Source organism: Luteibacter pinisoli (assembly GCF_006385595.1).
In the GTDB taxonomy this organism is placed as follows: domain Bacteria; phylum Pseudomonadota; class Gammaproteobacteria; order Xanthomonadales; family Rhodanobacteraceae; genus Luteibacter; species Luteibacter pinisoli.
In genome coordinates this window covers 3,487,874-3,504,628 of the sequence record NZ_CP041046.1, presented here as the reverse complement: position 1 = coordinate 3,504,628, position 16,755 = coordinate 3,487,874, and the positions used below count along the sequence as shown (strand labels likewise).

Here is a 16,755-nt window from a genome sequence, read left to right as displayed (position 1 = left end):
AAAAACGTCGCGGGCGGTAAAAGTCGAGCCGTCAGCCTGTTGTCGGCGCAAAAAAAAGGCCGCGATTGCTCGCGGCCTTTTTCGTCAGCGGGGTGGGGTGGCTTACGCCAGGCCCGCCTGCTTCATCACTTCGGCGGCGAAATCGTCCACCACCTTCTCGATGCCTTCGCCAACCGCCAGGCGCTGCACGGAAACGATCTCCGCGCCGGCCTTCTTGAGGGCTTCAGCCACCGTGACGTCACCGTCCAGCACGTACGGCTGGCCGACCAGGGTCACGTCGGCAAGGATCTTGTTCACCTTGCCCGAGACGATCTTCTCGAGGATCTCGGCCGGCTTCTGCTTTTCCTTGTCCGACATCTTCGACAGCTCGATTTCCTTTTCCTTCTCGAGGAAATCGGCCGGGACGTCTTCGGCCTTGATGAACTTGGGATTCATCGCTGCCACGTGCATGGCGATGCCCTTGGCCAGCTCTTCCGAGCCACCCTTGAGGGCCACCAGCACGCCGATGCGGCCGCTGTGCGAGTACGCGCCGATCGGGCCGGCGTTCTCCACCTGGGCCATGCGGCGGACTTCGAACTTCTCGCCGATGGTGAGGGTCAGCGACTTGGCGGTGTCTTCCACGGTGGAGTCGCCGAGCTTGGCGGCCTTCAGCGTGTCGATATCCTTGGCGCCGGTCTCGAGGGCAACCTTGGCGACATCCTTGGTGAACTGGATGAACTGCTCGTTGCGCGAGGAGAAGTCGGTTTCGCTGTTGACTTCGACCAGGACGGCCTTGTCGGCGTTGCTGGCGACGGCGATGAGGCCTTCGGCGGCAACGCGGTCGGCCTTCTTGTCAGCCTTGGCGGCACCGCTCTTGCGCAGCGCTTCCATTGCCGCTTCGATATCGCCGTTGTTTTCGACGAGTGCCTTCTTGCACTCCATCATGCCGACGCCAGAGCGCTCGCGCAGGTCCTTGACGAGGCTTGCGGTGATCTCAGCCATGGTAGTTCCTCAATGGTTTTGGAGGGCGCCGCGGCGGTGATGCCGCGGCGCCGGATGAAACAGAAGAGCAGGTTACGGGGGTGGGGCGCTTACGCGCGGCCACGACCACCGTCACGGCCGCCTTCGCGACGCGGGGCACCCTTCTTGGCCGGGGCGCCACGACGGTCGCCGCGCGGGGCGTCGTCCTTGGCGACCGGGTTGCCTTCCTCGTTCAGCTCCACGAACTCGTTGGCATCGCCACGGGCGGCGTGCTGCGGAGCGGCGGCCTTGCCTTCCAGGATGGAATCGGCAGCGGCGCGGGCATAGAGCTGGATGGCACGGATGGCGTCGTCGTTACCCGGGATGGCGTAGTCGACGAGGGCCGGGTCGTAGTTGGTATCGACAACGGCGACGACCGGGATGCCGAGCTTGCGGGCTTCCTGGACGGCGATGTCTTCGTGGCCGATGTCCACGATGAACAGGGCGTCCGGCAGGCGGTTCATGTCCTTGATGCCGCCCAGCGAGTTCTGCAGCTTGTCGCGCTCGCGACGACGGGCCAGCACTTCGTGCTTGACCAGGCGGTCGAACGAACCGTCGGTTTCGGCGGCTTCCAGTTCCTTCAGGCGGGCAACCGACTGCTTCACGGTGCGGAAGTTGGTCAGCATGCCGCCGAGCCAGCGGGCGGTGACGAACGGCTGGTTGGCGCGGCCGGCTTCTTCAGCCAGGGCTTCGCGGGCCGAACGCTTGGTGCCGACGAACAGGATGGTGCCGCCCTTCTGGGCCAGGCCCGAGAGGAAGTTCATCGCGTCGTTGAAGAGCGGAAGGGTCTTCTCGAGGTTGATGATGTGGATCTTGCCGCGGGCGCCGAAGATGTACGGAGCCATCTTGGGGTTCCAGTAGCGGGTCTGGTGGCCGAAATGGACGCCGGCTTCCAGCATCTCGCGCATGGTGACTTGTGCCATGGAATTACTCCTGGGCGAACCGCACGAGGCGGTTCTATGGGGGTTGGGACCTCCACGCATCCCCGGCTTCGACCCTGGCCTTGCCGCGGAGCCTTTCGCTCGTCGACGGCTGGCAGGGCACCCCGAAGGCGGTGCCGATGCGTGTGTGGCGTTAAATGCGATGGCCTCGCGCCGGGCCCATAGTGGCCCCGAGCGGTTACAATCGCGCTTCGATTTACCGCCGTGGCCACGCAAACGTGGCTTCGCCGGACAGCAAAACTCGCTAATTGTAGCCTCCGGGTACCGCCCTCCGCAAGACAAGGGTGGAATTCCGGCAGGGCCGCCGCCACGTCCGTGGTAGGCCCCATCCCCCTGGGGGCAAAGGAAAAAGAGAGAACCCACCATGGCAGTCGTACCGAAGACCCCCGAAGAGATCCAGTCCATGCGCGAGGCCGGCCGCCTGGCCGCCGAGGTGCTGGCCATGCTGGTGCCCCACGTGAAGCCGGGCGTCAGCACCGAGCAGCTCGACCGCCTCGCCCACGACCATATCGTGAACGTGCAGAAGGCGATCCCGGCCAACGTCGGCTACCGGGGCTTCCCGAAAACCGTGTGCACTTCGGTCAACCATGTGATTTGCCACGGTATTCCGACCGAGACCAAGATCCTGAAGGACGGCGACATCGTCAATATCGACGTCACCGTCATCAAGGATGGCTGGCACGGCGACACCAGCCGCATGTATTTCGTCGGCACCCCGAGCGTCCTGGCCAAGCGCCTGGTCGATACCACCTTCGAAGCCATGATGAAGGGCATCGAGGCGGTCAAGCCGGGCGCCACCCTGGGTGACGTCGGCGCCGCGATCCAGAAGCACGCCGAAGCGGCGGGTTTCTCGGTGGTCCGCGAGTACTGCGGCCATGGCATCGGCAAGGTCTACCACGACGAACCGCAGGTGCTGCATTACGGCCGCAACGGCACGGGCCTGGAGCTCAAGCCGGGCATGACCTTCACCGTCGAGCCGATGATCAACGCCGGCAAGCCGCAGACCAAGTCGCTGCCCGATGGCTGGACGGTGGTCACCAAGGACCATTCGCTTTCCGCCCAGTGGGAGCACACCGTGGCCGTGACGGAAGACGGTTTCGAGATCCTCACTCCGTGGCCGGACGCTGCCTGACGCTCTGACGATCCACCACGCGCCAAGGGGCCCTGACGTGACGCTTCCCCCGCTACCACGCCTGCCCGCCGTCGTTCCCCGTTCGGGCGTCTCGCCCGAGGCACGGCGTTCACTGCGCCAGCTGCTCGGCGACGCCGACCGCGCGCTGGATACGGCCTTCCGCGACGGCGAGGACGCCTCGGCCCTGGCCCGGCGCCGGGCGGAGATCGTCGAACGCGTGGTGGTGCATGCCTGGGGCGCCTGCCTGGGCGATATCGCCGCCGCCGCGCTGTTTGCCGTCGGCGGCTTCGGCCGCGGCATGCTCTTTCCCAGTTCGGACGTGGACCTGCTGGCGATGGTCGGCGAGGCCTCGCCGCCGTTATCCAGGGCGCTGGAGAACTTCTTTTCCTGCCTTTGGGACATCGGCCTGAAGCCGGGCCACGCGGTACGCACCGTGGAGCAGTGCCGTGAGCTGGCCGCCCGCGACGCCAGCGTGTTCACCAGCCTGCTGGATGGCCGCCGCCTTGCCGGCTGGCCCATCCTGGCCGAGCAGCTGCGCGGCATCCTCGATGACCCGGCGCTGTGGCCGCCCCGCGAGTACCTCGCCGCCCGCCTGGCCGAGCGCGACGCCCGCCACGCGCGTTACGACGACACCGCGCAGAACCTCGAGCCGAACCTGAAGGATGGCCCTGGCGGCCTGCGTACGCTCGATGCCCTGCGCTGGCTGGGCCGGCGCCTCGCCCATGCGCCCGATTTCGACGCCATGGTGGCCGAAGGCCTGCTTGAACCCGTGGAGGCCGCCAAGCTCGGCCGCGCGGAAGCGACCCTGCGCCGCTATCGCTACGCGCTGCACCTGGAAGCCGGGCGTGCGGAAGAGCGCCTGCTGTTCGACTACCAGCGTGCGCTGGCCACGCGGCTGGGCTTCGAAGACGAGCACGCGAAGAACCTGGGTGTCGAGCAGTTCATGCAGGGCTACTACCGGGCCGCCACGCAGATCGAGCGCTCGGGTACCCAGCTGGTGGAGCGTTTCGAGGAGATGCTCGATCCGTCGGCGGAACCACAGCCGGTGGGCAGTGATTACCTGCGCTACGGGTCCCGGATCGCCATGCGCAACCCGCACTTGTTCGCGCGCCGGCCGGCCGCCCTCGTTGAGATTTTCATCGCCCGCCTCGACGAGCCGGGCATCACCGGCTTCACCGCCGAAACCATGCGGCGCATCCAGCATGCGGTGTCGTTGCATGGCGAGGGGCTGGCCGATGACCAGGCCGTGCTCGACGCCTTCCTTGCGCTCCTGCGCCGGGGTGCGCCGGCCGTCGACGCCCTTTGGCGGATGAACCGCCACGGCCTGCTCGCCGCGATCCTGCCGGCGTTCGGCAAGGTGGTCGGGCGCATGCAGTACGACCTGTTCCACGTGTATACCGTGGACGAGCACACCTTGCGCGTGCTGCGGAACGTCGCGCGCTTCGCCGATCCCGCCGCGCGTCGCGAGTTCCCGCTCGGCTGCGAGATCTGGCCGCATATCGAGCGGCCGGAGCTGATGCTGCTGGCCGCGCTGTTCCACGATATCGCCAAGGGCCGCGGTGGTGACCACTCCGCCCTCGGCGAGGAAGACGCGCTGGCCTTCTGCCGGCGCCTGGGCCTTCCCGAAGAGCAGGTGCTGCTTGTGGCCTGGCTGGTTCGCCAGCACCTGCTGATGAGCACGACGGCGCAGCGCCAGGACATCACCGACCCCGACGTGGTGCATCGCTTCGCCGCCGTGGTGGGCGACTGGGAGCACCTCGATCATCTCTACCTGCTGACCATCGCCGATATCATCGGGACCAGTCCGAAGCTGTGGAACGCCTGGAAGGACCGGCTGCTGTCCGACCTGTACACGGCGACGCGCTTTGCCCTGCGCAGCGACGTCAGCCACGCCACCATCGTGGGCTCGCGTGTGCGCGAGTGTCGCGAGCGTGCCCAGGGCATGCTGGTGGCCGAGCGCTTCGCGGTCAGCGATATCGAAAAAGTGTGGGCGGACTTTCCCGACCTGAGCTTCCTCCGCCACCGCTCCGAGCAGATCGCGTGGCAGACCGCGGCCATCTTGCGCGCGCGCGGCGCGACGCCCCTGGTCGAGGTCCACCCGTTCTCGGTGCGTGGCAGTACCGAGCTGTTTGTGTACGCGCCGGATCGCGACGGCCTGTTCGCCACCGTGACCGCCGTGCTCGATCGCCTGCGTTTTTCGGTGGTCGAAGCCCGCATCCTCGTGTCGAACACCGGCATGGCGCTGGACACCTTCCTCCTGCTTGAATCGGAAACACAGGCGCCGGCCTCGTCGCAGCGCGCGGAAGAACTGCGCCTGCGCCTGGTCCGCGCGCTGGACCACCCCGAAGGCCACAGCGCGCCCAAGCGCGGCATTTCGCGCCACCTGCGCCACTTCCAGATGACGCCGCGGATCGCGTTCAATGCCATCGGCGAACGCACGCAGCTGTCGCTGGTATGCACGGACCGCCCCGGCCTGCTTGCCGCCGTGTCGCAGGCGCTGGCCGAAGCGGAGGTGCGCGTGCATGATGCGCGTATCGCGACGTTCGGCGAGCGCGTTGAAGACTTCTTCCAGCTCACCGACCGCAATAACGCGGCGCTGTCCCCGGCGCGCCAGGAGATCCTGCGCGAATGCCTTCTGCGCCACATCGGTTTTGAATCCCCCAGGAATGCCCTGAATGCAAATGCAAACGCTTGAATCCGTGATCGATGACGCCTTCGAGCGTCGTGCGGACCTGAACCAGAACGAGATCGAGGGTGGCCTGCGCGATACCGTCGACCAGGTGCTGGACCTGCTTGAATCGGGTGAGCGCCGCGTGGCCGAACCCGATGGCAAGGGCGGCTGGGTGGTGCATGCGTGGCTCAAGAAAGCCGTGCTGCTGTACTTCCGCATGAACGGCAACCGCGTGATGGACGGTGGCCCGTCCAGCGCCTTCGACAAGGTGCCGCTGCGCTTCACCGACGGCGACGCCACCGAGTACGCGAACCTTGGCGCCCGTGTCGTGCCTGGCGCCCTGGTGCGTCGTGGCGCGCACATCGCGAAGGATGCGGTGCTGATGCCCAGCTACACCAACATTGGCGCCTACGTGGGCGCCGGCACGATGGTCGACACCTGGGCCACGGTAGGTTCCTGCGCGCAGGTTGGCGCCGGCGTGCATCTCTCCGGCGGCGTCGGCATCGGTGGCGTGCTCGAGCCGCTGCAGGCCAACCCCACGATCATCGAAGACAACTGCTTCATTGGCGCGCGCTCGGAAGTCGTCGAGGGTGTGATCGTGGAGAAGGGTTCGGTCATCGGCATGGGCGTGTTCCTCGGCCAGTCCACGCGCATTTACAACCGCGCCACGGGCGAAGTCAGCTACGGCCGCGTGCCGGCGGGCAGCGTCGTCGTCGCCGGCAGCCTGCCGTCGAAGGACGGCAGCCATAGCCTGTATGCCGCCATTATCGTGAAGCAGGTGGACGAGAAAACGCGCTCCAAGACTGGCATCAACGAACTGCTGCGCAGCGGTGAGTGAGCCCATGGCGCTGACGGTCTACGGCTTGCCCAACTGCGATACCTGCAAGAAGGCGCGCAAGTGGCTTGATCGCTTCGGGGTCGCCTACAGCTTCGTCGATTACCGTGCCAACCCGGTGCCCCCAGCCACGCTCAAGGCGTGGTCGCAGGCGCTCGGTGGCTGGGAGAAGCTGGTCAACAAGGCGTCCACCACGTGGCGCACCTTGCTGCCGCAGCGCAAGGACCCGCGCACCGACCCGGAGTGGACGCTCCTGCTGAAGGAATACCCGGCGCTGATCAAGCGGCCGGTGGTGGTGGAGGGCGACGATGTGTCGGTCGGCTTCACCGATAACGCCTTCAAGAAACGCTTCGGTAAATAACATGTCGGCCGTCCTCGAACTTACCCGCGACCTGATGGCCCGCCGCTCGGTCACGCCGGATGACGCGGGCTGCCTGCCATCGATTGCCGCGCGCCTCCAGCGCGTTGGCTTCCGCATCGATCACCTGCGATTCGGTGACGTCGACAACCTGTGGGCCACGCATGGCGGCGAAGGCCCCGTGCTGGCGTTCCTCGGGCACACCGACGTCGTGCCCAGCGGCCCGGAAGAGCACTGGACCACGCCACCCTTCGAACCCACCGAGCGCGACGGCATGCTTTACGGTCGCGGTGCCGCGGACATGAAGGGTTCGGTCGCGGCGATGGTCGTGGCGCTTGAGCGGTTTGTCACGGCGCATCCGTCCCACGCAGGCACCGTGGGCTTGCTGCTTACGTCCGACGAGGAAGGCGTGGCGCTGCATGGCGTGCGCGAAGTCGTGGATTACTTTGCTGCCGTCGGCCAGCGCATCGACTACTGCGTGGTGGGCGAGCCCTCGGCGAAGGAGCGCCTCGGCGACCTTATCCGTGTCGGGCGGCGTGGCTCGCTGTCCGGCACGCTGACCGTGCACGGCGTGCAGGGCCATGTGGCCTACCCGGAGAAGGCGAAGAATCCGATCCACGCGTTCGCACCGGCGCTGGCGGCACTGGCGGCGGAGCGCTGGGATGAAGGCAACGCGGACTTCCCGCCCACGTCGTTCCAGGTCTCCAACATCAACGCGGGTACGGGCGCGAACAATGTCATCCCGGGTGAGCTCGTCGCCCTGGTGAACTTCCGGTTTTCGACGGCCAGCACCGCGGACGGGCTTCGCGAGCGCGCGGAAGCCATCCTGCGCGCCCATGGCGTCGATTTTGCGATCGACTGGCATCTGTCGGGGCATCCGTTTCTCGCAACCCCTGGCGGGCGTCTTCGCGAGGTGGTCGCCGGCGTGTGTCGCGACCTGTGTGGCATCGACCCGGAGCAGAGCACCGGCGGCGGTACCAGCGATGGCCGCTTCATCGCGCCGATGGGTGCGGAAGTGATCGAGCTCGGCCCCGTAAACGCGACGATCCACAAGGTGGACGAGTGCGTCTCCCTTGCCGATCTGGATGCGTTGCCTGGCCTCTACGAGGCGATCTGCCAGCGCATGCTGGCCTGACGTTTACCGTCGGGTTAATGCGGCGCGGTCTGGGGCTCGATGGTCAGCGTGTGTTTCGACGCTCCCGGCAGTAGCGGTGTCAGGTGGCCCTGGGCCCACTGCTCATGCCCCGCGCCGTGGAACGGCGACAACGGATGGCCACTCTGGCCGCCGGGCATCTCCAGGTAACTCTCGTCTTCATGCCCAGGCGAGATGGCGAAGCGTTCGGAGGCACCGAACGCGGGCGCCTGGACCCGCGGCATGTCGGTATCGCCCGCAAGCGGTTCGGCCGGCATGTCGAGAAAACGCGACAGCCAGCGGGGCAGGGCGGACGAGAGCGGATGCATGATGTGCGCGGTGTTGAGTTCGCCCCAGGTGCGTGCCTCGATGCCACCCGCGCCTGCGTTGAGCTCATCGGAGGTCTTGCGTGCGGCCGTGGCCAGCAAGTCATCCCAGCTGGCGTAGGCGGGGTCGAGCAGGTTCATCGGGCGCAGGGTCAGCATCTGCCACACCGCGCCTTCTGCCGTCGTGCCACGCGGCCAGCTGAAGTCGGGGAAACGGGCCTTCGCCCTTGCGATGAACGGAGCGAGGACAAGGTCGCGTACGTGCTGTCGGAAGGTGCGCACGGCACGGTAGTCCACGCTGTCCACCGCGGCGTGGCCGGCCCATGTCGCGGTGGCCTGGCGCAGCGGATCCAGCGTCGCATCCTTCGTGCGCGACAGCGTGGCCTGGAGCAGATCGTTCCAGCGCGAAAGAAACAGCGCGCGGTCGTCGAGCTGGATGGAGAGCATGTCGCCCGGGACGAAGTGCTCGCGGGCCTGGAGGTCGTCGCGAATCTGCTGGGCGCGTGCGCCCAGGTCATGGCCGCCATTGCCGAGCAGGGCCAGCGCGTCACCGCCGACGGTGCGATTGTTCGCCGTCCACAGGCGGCTGCCGGCCGGGTCGGCGATGCGCGGGTAACGCGAGGCGTCGGCGAAACCCGTCCAGCCGGGGACGCCGGGCTGGCGCAGCGGCACGGCATTGCCGATCAGGGTCCACGCGATATGGCCGGCGCGATCGCCCACCAGCAGGTTCTGCGGCGGCATACCGGCATGCGGCGCGACGTCGAGGGCGGCGCCCACGTCGTTCGCGCGTTCCAGGCCCATGATGCCGAGGTTGAAGGCGTCGGGACGGTGTGCGATCCAGGCCAGCGCCAGCGGCGTGCCGTCCGCGTCGGTGGCCGCCAGCGGACCCCACTGCGTGTCTTCCACGCGCAGGTGGCGTGCTTCGCCGCGCGCGACCTCGACCACCTCGTCGTGCACATCGAACGCCGCACTGCCATCGGGCGTTACGTAGCGCGACGGGTTGGCGTGGTCGCGGGTCACGCGTACCCAGTCCATCCAGTCGCCGTAGCTGTTGGTGAACGCCCATGCCACCTGGCCGTTGGAGCCGGCGACGAGCGCGGGCGTGCCGGGCAGGGTCACGCCGTTGAGGTCACGCGTGCCACCAGGCGCCGTGGCATCGGGAAAACGCAGGCGCGCGCGGAACCAGATATCGGGTACGCGCAGTCCAAGGTGCATGTCGTCGGCCACGAGGGCCGCGCCGTTATCGGTCAGCGCGCCACCCACGGCGAAGCTGTTGCTGCCCGGCAGTGCGTCGACGGGAACGCGCGTCGGTGCCGAGGCCACCCTGGGCTGGCTGCGCAGGTCGAACACGTCGGCGCCGGGCAGGATCACCTCCGGCGAACGCGAGCCATCCAGCGGCGCTTCCCAGGTGGGGTCCGGCGCGGTCAGCGCGTCGGCCACGGGGGCCGGTAGCGTCGCGCGAAGGCGCGCCAGGCCCAGGTCACGCCCGTTCGTGCCGTCTTCGTTGAGGTCCAGGTACATCGCACCCAGCACCAGCAGGCTGTCTTCGCCCTGCCAGGGTTGCGGCGTCTGGCGAAGCAGCAGGTACTCCCATGGCCTTACCCGAAGCTGGCCGAGGCCGGCGTTCACGCCATCGCGGTACGCATCGACGAGGGTGCGCTGGTCCGGCGGCAGGAAGGCGTAAGCCGCCTCGGCCACGGCGCGCAGGCGGTGTACGCGGTGGCGCATGTCCACATCCACCGCGGCCTCGCCGACCAGCGCGGCGAGTTCGCCGGCCGCCACGCGACGCAGCAGGTCCATCTGGAAGAAACGATCCTGGCCATGCGCGAAGCCGAGCGCCCACGCCGCATCACGGCGATTGGCCGCCTGCACCGTCAGCGTGCCCAGCGCATCACGCTGGAGCGTCACCGCTGCGGATGGGCCGTGCAGGGCAAGCGAGCCGTCCAGCCGGGCGAGGCTGCCTGACAAGGCGAGGTATCCCACCGCGAGCACGAGCACGATCAGCAATAGCAGAGCGGCAAGCAGGCGGCGGGCGAGGCGCATCCGTGGTCAGCGCCGCTTGGGGAAGACAGCGACCATACCCGCGTAGGGCTTGGTCATGAAGGCCGGCGCGCCGGCGTAGCCATCGCCCGGCGTCCAGGCCTGCGAGATGGTGCCGTCGAGGAACAGGGCGTCGCGGCAGCCGAGGTTGTCACGGAACAGGCGCGCGAAGGCATGGAAATTCACCGGCGCGCGGCTGACCACGAAGACCACATCGTGCGCGGTCTTGGCGCAGACACCGCTGCGCCACTTCATGCTGTCGGAGCCGTTGTCGAACTGCGTGTTCACTTCGCCGTCCACGACCAGCATGGGTCCGGACTGCGTCGCCCAACGCGGCTTGCGCGCCGACGCACGGAAGGCATCCGTGCTGCGGACCTCGGCGGTACCGTCGTCGTACACGGCGAAGACGCCGTTGGGCAGCAGCGAGAAATTGCCGGATCGCGGGTTGCCGTGGGCCAGGTTCAGCGGAACGATGGCTTTGCCATCTTCGACATACAGCCCCAGCGGGCGGAAATCACGATCGTAGATGCCGGCGTTGGTGGCGAACGCGAGGGTGCGGCCCTTGCTGGCCGTCCACGCCTTCAGCGATTCGATGGTGGCGAAGGGTTCGCTGGTGTCCGGGTTGCGCCAGAACAACTCGATGTCTTCGCGGCGGGTATCCACCGTGACCACGAAATACGACTGGCTGTCGAACACGACCTCACGGCCATCAACGGCATCGGCAGGCTCGGCGCAGCCGATGGACAGGCCCGCGAGGCCAGCCAGGGCGAGGGTGCGGAGAAGGAAGCGGGTGGCCATGGGGCGGAAACGGCGGTGGGGCATCCACCGATGTTCGCCGGGCAGGCGGGGTGGGTGCAAGGGCTGGTGCAGGGCGTAAACTCCGTGGTTTACCTTATCCCCTCCACGCCATGCCCTATACGCCTATCGTCGCCACCCTCGGCTACGTGCTCTCGCCCGATGGCCAGCGCGTGCTGATGATCCACCGCAATGCCCGCGAAGACGACCAGCACCTGGGCAAGTACAACGGCCTGGGCGGAAAAATGGAGCCGGGCGAGGACATCGCCGCCTGCATGCGCCGGGAAATCCGCGAAGAGGCCGGCATCGAATGCACCCGCATGAGCCTGCGCGGCACCCTGAACTGGCCGGGCTTCGGCAAGCAGGGTGAAGACTGGCTCGGCTTCATCTTCGTCATTACCGCCTTCGAGGGCGAGGCGTTCACGTCCAACCCCGAGGGCACCCTGGAGTGGGTGTCCGTCGAGGATCTGGATGCGCTGCCGATGTGGGAGGGCGACCGCCACTTCCTGCCGCTGGTCTTCGACCAGGACCCGCGGCCCTTCCACGGCGTGATGCCTTACAAGGACGGCCGGATGGTGTCCTGGGACGTCACCCGGCTCTGAGCTCAGCCGCTGGTTTCGATGCGTTCGACGCGGCGCAGGCCGCGCGGCAGCACGCCGCCACGCGTGGCGCGGCTGCCGCCGTACTCCACGAGGTCGGCCCACTTTAGCGTGAGCTTGCGGGCACCGGCGTACATCGTGACCTCGCCCTTGCCCTCGGTGACGACGGCCACGCCGACCACGCGCTCTTCGCCGGAAGCCAGCTTGGCCTTCGGGATCTCGATGAGCTTGTTGCCCTTGCCCTTGTCCAGTTCCGGCAGCTCGGCCACCGAGAACATCAGCAGGTGGCCCTCGCTGGTGACGACCACGATGCGGTCGCGTGACGGATCCGGCGTGATGGCCGGGGCCAGCACATGGGCGCCATCGCTGAGCGAGATGATCTGCTTGCCCGCCTTCTGGCGGCCGGTCAGCGCCTCGAAGCGCGTCACGAAGCCGTAGCCGAAGTCCGTGGCCAGGATGATCCGGGTGTCGTTCTCCGCGGCCACCAGCGCGTCAAAGCGCGCGCCCGCCGGCGGGCTGAAGCGCCCCGTGAGCGGCTCGCCGTTGCCGCGTGCCGAGGGCAGCGTATGCGCCGGCGTGGCGTAGGCGCGCCCGGTCGAATCGATGAAGGCAACCTGCTGCGTGGTACGTGCGCGGGCGATGCCCTGCAGGCTGTCGCCTTCGCGGTACGACAGCGCCTCGCCGTCCACGTCGTGGCCCTTGCCGGCGCGCACCCAGCCCTTCTGCGAGAGCACCACGGTGACCGGCTCGGACGCCACCAGGGCGCTTTCGTCCAGCGCCTGGGCGACGCTGCGCTCGATCAGCGGTGAACGGCGCTCGTCGCCGAACTTTTCGGCGTCGGCGCGCAGTTCTTCCTTGATCAGGCCCTTCAGCTTGGCCGGCGACTTCAGCAGCACGTTGATCCGGGCGCGCTCTTCCTCGAGCTTGTCGCGCTCTTCGGTGATCTTCATTTCCTCAAGGCGCGCCAGCTGGCGCAGCTTGGTCTCGAGGATGTAATCGGCCTGCTCCTCGTCGAGGCGGAAACGGGCGATCAGCACCGGCTTCGGCTCGTCTTCGGTACGGACGATGCGGATCACCTCATCCAGGTTGAGGTAGGCGATGCGCAACGCCTCAAGCAGGTGCAGGCGGCGCTCGACGCGGCCGAGGCGGTGGTTCAGGCGACGGGTGACGGTATCGGTGCGGAAACGCAGCCACTCCGACAGCACCGTCTTCAGGTCCTTCACCTGCGGACGGCCATCCAGGCCGATCATGTTCATGTTGATGCGGAAGCTCTTCTCCAGGTCCGTCGTGGCGAAGAGGTGCTGCATCATTTCGTCGCCGTCCACGCGGTTGGAGCGCGGCACGATGACGAGGCGGATGGGGTTTTCGTGGTCGGACTCGTCGCGCAGGTCTTCGATCATCGGCAGCTTCTTCGCGCGCATCTGCGCGGCGATCTGCTCAAGGATCTTCGACGGCGACACCTGGTGGGGCAGGGCCGTGATCACGATGTTGCCGTCGTCGCGCTCATAGATCGCGCGGGCACGGACCGAGCCGGTACCGGTGTGGTACATCGCCACCATCTCGCGGCGCGGCGTGATGATCTCGGCGGCGGTGGGGTAATCCGGGCCCAGCACGTGCTCGCACAGGTCGGCGATGGTGGCTTCCGGGTCGTCGAGCAGGCGGATGCAGGCGCTGGCCACCTCGCGCAGGTTGTGCGGCGGGATATCCGTGGCCATGCCCACCGCGATGCCCATGCCACCGTTCAGCAGCACATGGGGGACGCGCGCCGGCAGCCAGGTGGGCTCGTCCATCGTGCCGTCGAAGTTCGGCGACCAGTCGGTGGTGCCGTGGCCCAGCTCGGAGAGCAGTACCTCGGCAATCGGCGTCAGGCGCGATTCCGTGTAGCGCATGGCCGCAAAGCTCTTCGGGTCGTCCGAGGAGCCGAAGTTGCCGTGGCCGTCCACCAGCGGGTAGCGGTACGAAAACGGCTGGGCCATCAGCACCATGGCTTCATAGCAGGCCGAGTCGCCGTGGGGGTGGAACTTGCCGATCACGTCGCCGATGGTGCGAGCGGACTTTTTCGGCTTGGCCTGGGCGCCCAGGCTCAGTTCGCTCATGGCGTAGATGATGCGGCGCTGGACCGGCTTCAGGCCGTCGCCGATGAACGGCAGGGCGCGGTCCAGCACCACGTACATGGAGTAGTCGAGGTAGGCGCGCTCGGCGTAGTCCTTGAGCGGAATCTGTTCGTAATTGGCTTGCAAATTCATGAATTTAGCGATCCGGCAGCGCGCCACGGCGCGACATTAACCGGACGATGTTGCCAGAAAGACGTCTCAGGAGCGAAGACTGGCGTCAGTGCCTGCCGGCGTCGGTGTCCTTCAGGAACTTGATCAGGCCAGTGAAGTACGTCTGCTGGTCGTCATACATGGCCAGGTGCGCGCCCTTGGGGCAGAGCAGGAAGTGGCCGTCGGGCAGCTTCTTCGACATGGCTTCCATGTATTTCGGATCCATCGTGTCGTACGTGGCGCCGATGACCAGGGTCGGTACCGTGATCTTCGACAGGTCCTTGCTCCGGTCCCAGTTCAGCAGCTTGCCGCTGGCACCCAGTTCGCTCGGGCCCTGCATGGACACGTAAATCTGCTCGTTGATGTGGCCGAACGATCGATTGACCGGCTCCGGCCACTGGTCGGCGGGCATGCGCAGCACGTGCTGCTGGTAGTGCATGGGTACGAGGATGGCCATGTAGGCCGGGTCATCGGTCTTTTTCTCGCGTTCCATGCGCTGGACTTCGGCGAGCTTTTTCTGGTCCATGGCCGGCATCAGCACGTTCTTCGCGTACGCGTTGTACGCCGGGATGCTGTCGACCATGTTGGAGATGATGAGGCCTTTCAGGTGCTGCTGGTACTTCAGCGCGTACTCGATCGCCAGGACGCCGCCCCACGAATGCCCCAGGAGGTAGAAGTTGTCCTTGTCCAGGTGCAGCGCCTGGCGCACCTGCTCCACTTCCTCGACGAAGCGCGGGATCTCCCACAGCGATTCGTCCGTCGGCTTGTCGCTGAACGCGGAGCCCAGCTGGTCGTAGTAGTAGTACTCGATGCTGGCGCCGGGGAAGTAGCTGTCAAAGGCTTCTAAGTACTCGTGCGTCGCCCCGGGGCCGCCGTGGAGCAGCAGCACCTTGATGGTGGGGTTGTTGCCGACGCGCTTGGTCCAGACCCGGAATTTTCCCTTCGGCGTGTCGATGGTGATCATCTTCACGCCGCCGGAGAGGACGTCGTCGTGGCCGGCGTGGTCAAAATAGGTCGACGCCGGCGGCGAGGGCGGCGGCGCCGCCTGGGCTACGAGGGCCGTGAAGGCCAGCAGCAACAACGTATACAGACGGCGCATGGCGTGAACCCCTGGAGACAGTACGCGGACTATCGCGTCCTCCGGCCCGGCCCGCAAGCGGGGCCGGAGGCGCGTGGGTCAAAGCGTGAAGTCGGCCTGCACCGGGAAGTGGTCGGACGGGTAGTGGCCGTCCTTCGACACGGTGATGGTGCGCATGCTCTGCACCGTCACCCCGCGGTAGAGGATCCAGTCAATCCGCTTGGTCGGCTTGCCGGTGAAGCCGTGGAAGGTCTCCTCCGGGCCGTCCTTGACCGGTGCGGTGCTCCACGCATCCTTGAACGAGGCCGTGAGCGCCTTGTGCGATTCGCTTTCCGGCCCGGTGTTGAAATCCCCCGTGATGATGACCGGCACGTTGGACGGCAACTTCGCCGTCCATGCCGCCATCTCGCGGGCCGAACGCGACCGCGCGTCTTCATCGGTATCGCGGTAGGGGAAATGCGTGTCCAGTAGGTAGAACTGCTTGTGGTCCGAAAGCCGCTCGAAGAGTGCCCAGTTCACCATGCGCGGGAAGATGTTGCCCCACGTAATGCTCGCCACCTTGTCGGGCGTGTCCGACAGCCAGAAGTCCCCGGACTTCACCAGCTTCAGCCGATCCTTACGGTAGAAGATGCCCATGTGTTCGTCCTTGTGGCCGCCGAAGCGGTCGCGGCCGAACCAGGTGAACTTCGGCAGGCGGGCCACCGTATCGTCGCCCTGCTGTTGCCCCAGCTCCTGCGTGCCGATCACGTCGGGATCCATCTGGCGAATAGTGTCAGCGAAGAGATCCTTGCGCATGTCCCAGCGATCCGGGCCATCGGGTCCGGTGATGGTGCGGACATTGAAGGACATCACCTTCAGGTCTTCGGCGGCGACGGGACCGGCGAGGACCGCGGTCATCGCAGCGAGGAGGGCGAGGTTGCGCAGAGGGGTCATGCGAGTCGGCTTCCCTGGGAGAAGCGTTCGACTATAGCGACGTAACGTGGCGGGCGCGTGTTACGTGGGTCGCGTTACGGGTGGTGGGGCATATCGTCGCGAAGGCCGGCAAGGTGCCGTGCGATCCCCCCGGCTGGGGCACAATGGCGGCCTGAGCCCTTGCAGGAGCCCGTCGATGGCGGAGCAGACCCCGAATGCGCGCCCGGCCGGCAACGGCAGGCGTACCGTGATAGCCGTCGTCGGCATCGCCTTCCTCGCCTCGGTGACCACGCTGATCCTGGCGCTCTCCGCGTCCCATGGCGCACGGCAGCGTGACGCCGCGGCGATCGCTGCGGACAGCAATGATCTGCACGGCGTCGTCAACGACTGGCAAGCCCAGGTCCGGACGGCCCAGCAGGCATCGGCGCAGCAGCGCGACGCGTCGCTGGCACTACTCCGGACGCGGGCTGACGCGGCCAGCGCATGGAAGCCGCGCACGCCGTGCGGACAGGAAGCCCGGGATCGTCTTCGTGCGGCCATGGACACGCGGATTACAAGCCTGACGCGCAATACGCCCGGCACGGTCCAGGACGAAACGGCCATCGTGGATGAGGCGCTCCGCACGTGCGCCGCGCAGGCGGGCCAGGACGTGCAAGGCTGACCAGGGCGCTAT

14 protein-coding genes are annotated in these 16,755 nt (G+C 67.1%); 7 read left to right on the top strand and 7 right to left on the bottom strand.

The features are described 5' to 3' along the window. Positions 1–102: 102 nt before the first annotated feature. Positions 103–981: a translation elongation factor Ts gene (tsf, locus tag FIV34_RS15970; protein WP_139984492.1), complete on the bottom strand. Its 879-nt coding sequence runs from the start codon at positions 979–981 to the stop codon at positions 103–105. A gap of 89 nt (positions 982–1,070) precedes the next feature. Beyond that, entirely contained in the window at positions 1,071–1,922 is an 852-nt protein-coding gene (gene rpsB / locus FIV34_RS15965; RefSeq protein WP_139984490.1) for a 30S ribosomal protein S2, read from the bottom strand. A 382-nt stretch (positions 1,923–2,304) separates the two neighbouring features. Between rpsB and map the strand changes: the two genes are divergently transcribed. The 5 genes from map to dapE are packed head-to-tail and all read left to right on the top strand — an operon-like array spanning position 2,305 to position 8,071. Beyond that, positions 2,305–3,072, top strand: a complete 768-nt coding sequence (gene map, locus FIV34_RS15960) for a type I methionyl aminopeptidase (RefSeq protein WP_139984488.1) — start codon at positions 2,305–2,307, stop codon at positions 3,070–3,072. Between the two features lie 37 nt (positions 3,073–3,109). Then, positions 3,110–5,767 (top strand): [protein-PII] uridylyltransferase, encoded by a 2,658-nt coding sequence (gene glnD / locus FIV34_RS15955; protein WP_246058649.1) that lies wholly within the window; start codon positions 3,110–3,112, stop codon positions 5,765–5,767. Then, positions 5,754–6,581: a 2,3,4,5-tetrahydropyridine-2,6-dicarboxylate N-succinyltransferase gene (gene dapD, locus FIV34_RS15950; RefSeq protein WP_139986006.1), complete on the top strand. Its 828-nt coding sequence runs from the start codon at positions 5,754–5,756 to the stop codon at positions 6,579–6,581. Before glnD ends, dapD begins: the two co-directional genes overlap by 14 nt. Before the next feature lie 4 nt (positions 6,582–6,585). Further along, positions 6,586–6,939: an arsenate reductase gene (locus tag FIV34_RS15945; protein WP_139984486.1), complete on the top strand. Its 354-nt coding sequence runs from the start codon at positions 6,586–6,588 to the stop codon at positions 6,937–6,939. A 1-nt stretch (position 6,940) separates the two neighbouring features. Continuing rightward, complete coding sequence (gene dapE / locus FIV34_RS15940) at positions 6,941–8,071, top strand: succinyl-diaminopimelate desuccinylase (RefSeq protein ID WP_139984484.1); 1,131 nt, start codon at positions 6,941–6,943, stop codon at positions 8,069–8,071. Positions 8,072–8,085: 14 nt separating this feature from the next. On the opposite strand, the gene FIV34_RS15935 is transcribed toward dapE, so the two are convergent. Continuing rightward, a complete protein-coding gene (locus tag FIV34_RS15935; RefSeq protein ID WP_139984482.1) occupies positions 8,086–10,437 on the bottom strand; it encodes a penicillin acylase family protein in 2,352 nt (783 codons plus the stop codon). A 6-nt stretch (positions 10,438–10,443) separates the two neighbouring features. Then, complete coding sequence (locus FIV34_RS15930) at positions 10,444–11,256, bottom strand: phosphodiester glycosidase family protein (RefSeq protein ID WP_246058648.1); 813 nt, start codon at positions 11,254–11,256, stop codon at positions 10,444–10,446. An 86-nt stretch (positions 11,257–11,342) separates the two neighbouring features. On the opposite strand from FIV34_RS15930, the gene FIV34_RS15925 reads away from it, so the two are divergent. Next, positions 11,343–11,831, top strand: a complete 489-nt coding sequence (locus FIV34_RS15925) for an NUDIX hydrolase (protein ID WP_139984480.1) — start codon at positions 11,343–11,345, stop codon at positions 11,829–11,831. A gap of 2 nt (positions 11,832–11,833) precedes the next feature. Here FIV34_RS15925 and parC read toward each other — a convergent pair whose 3' ends face one another. From parC to FIV34_RS15910, 3 genes are all read right to left on the bottom strand, one after another. After that, positions 11,834–14,074, bottom strand: coding sequence for a DNA topoisomerase IV subunit A (parC, locus tag FIV34_RS15920; RefSeq protein ID WP_139984477.1), 2,241 nt, complete (start codon positions 14,072–14,074; stop codon positions 11,834–11,836). Between the two features lie 85 nt (positions 14,075–14,159). Beyond that, positions 14,160–15,191, bottom strand: a complete 1,032-nt coding sequence (locus tag FIV34_RS15915; protein WP_139984474.1) for a proline iminopeptidase-family hydrolase — start codon at positions 15,189–15,191, stop codon at positions 14,160–14,162. Between the two features lie 78 nt (positions 15,192–15,269). After that, on the bottom strand, positions 15,270–16,103 hold the full coding sequence (locus FIV34_RS15910; protein ID WP_139984472.1) for an endonuclease/exonuclease/phosphatase family protein: 834 nt from the start codon (positions 16,101–16,103) through the stop codon (positions 15,270–15,272). Positions 16,104–16,278: 175 nt separating this feature from the next. Between FIV34_RS15910 and FIV34_RS15905 the strand changes: the two genes are divergently transcribed. Beyond that, the gene (locus FIV34_RS15905) at positions 16,279–16,743 is read left to right on the top strand and encodes a hypothetical protein (protein ID WP_139984469.1); all 465 of its coding nucleotides are present in this window, start codon (positions 16,279–16,281) and stop codon (positions 16,741–16,743) included. Positions 16,744–16,755 lie beyond the last annotated feature (12 nt).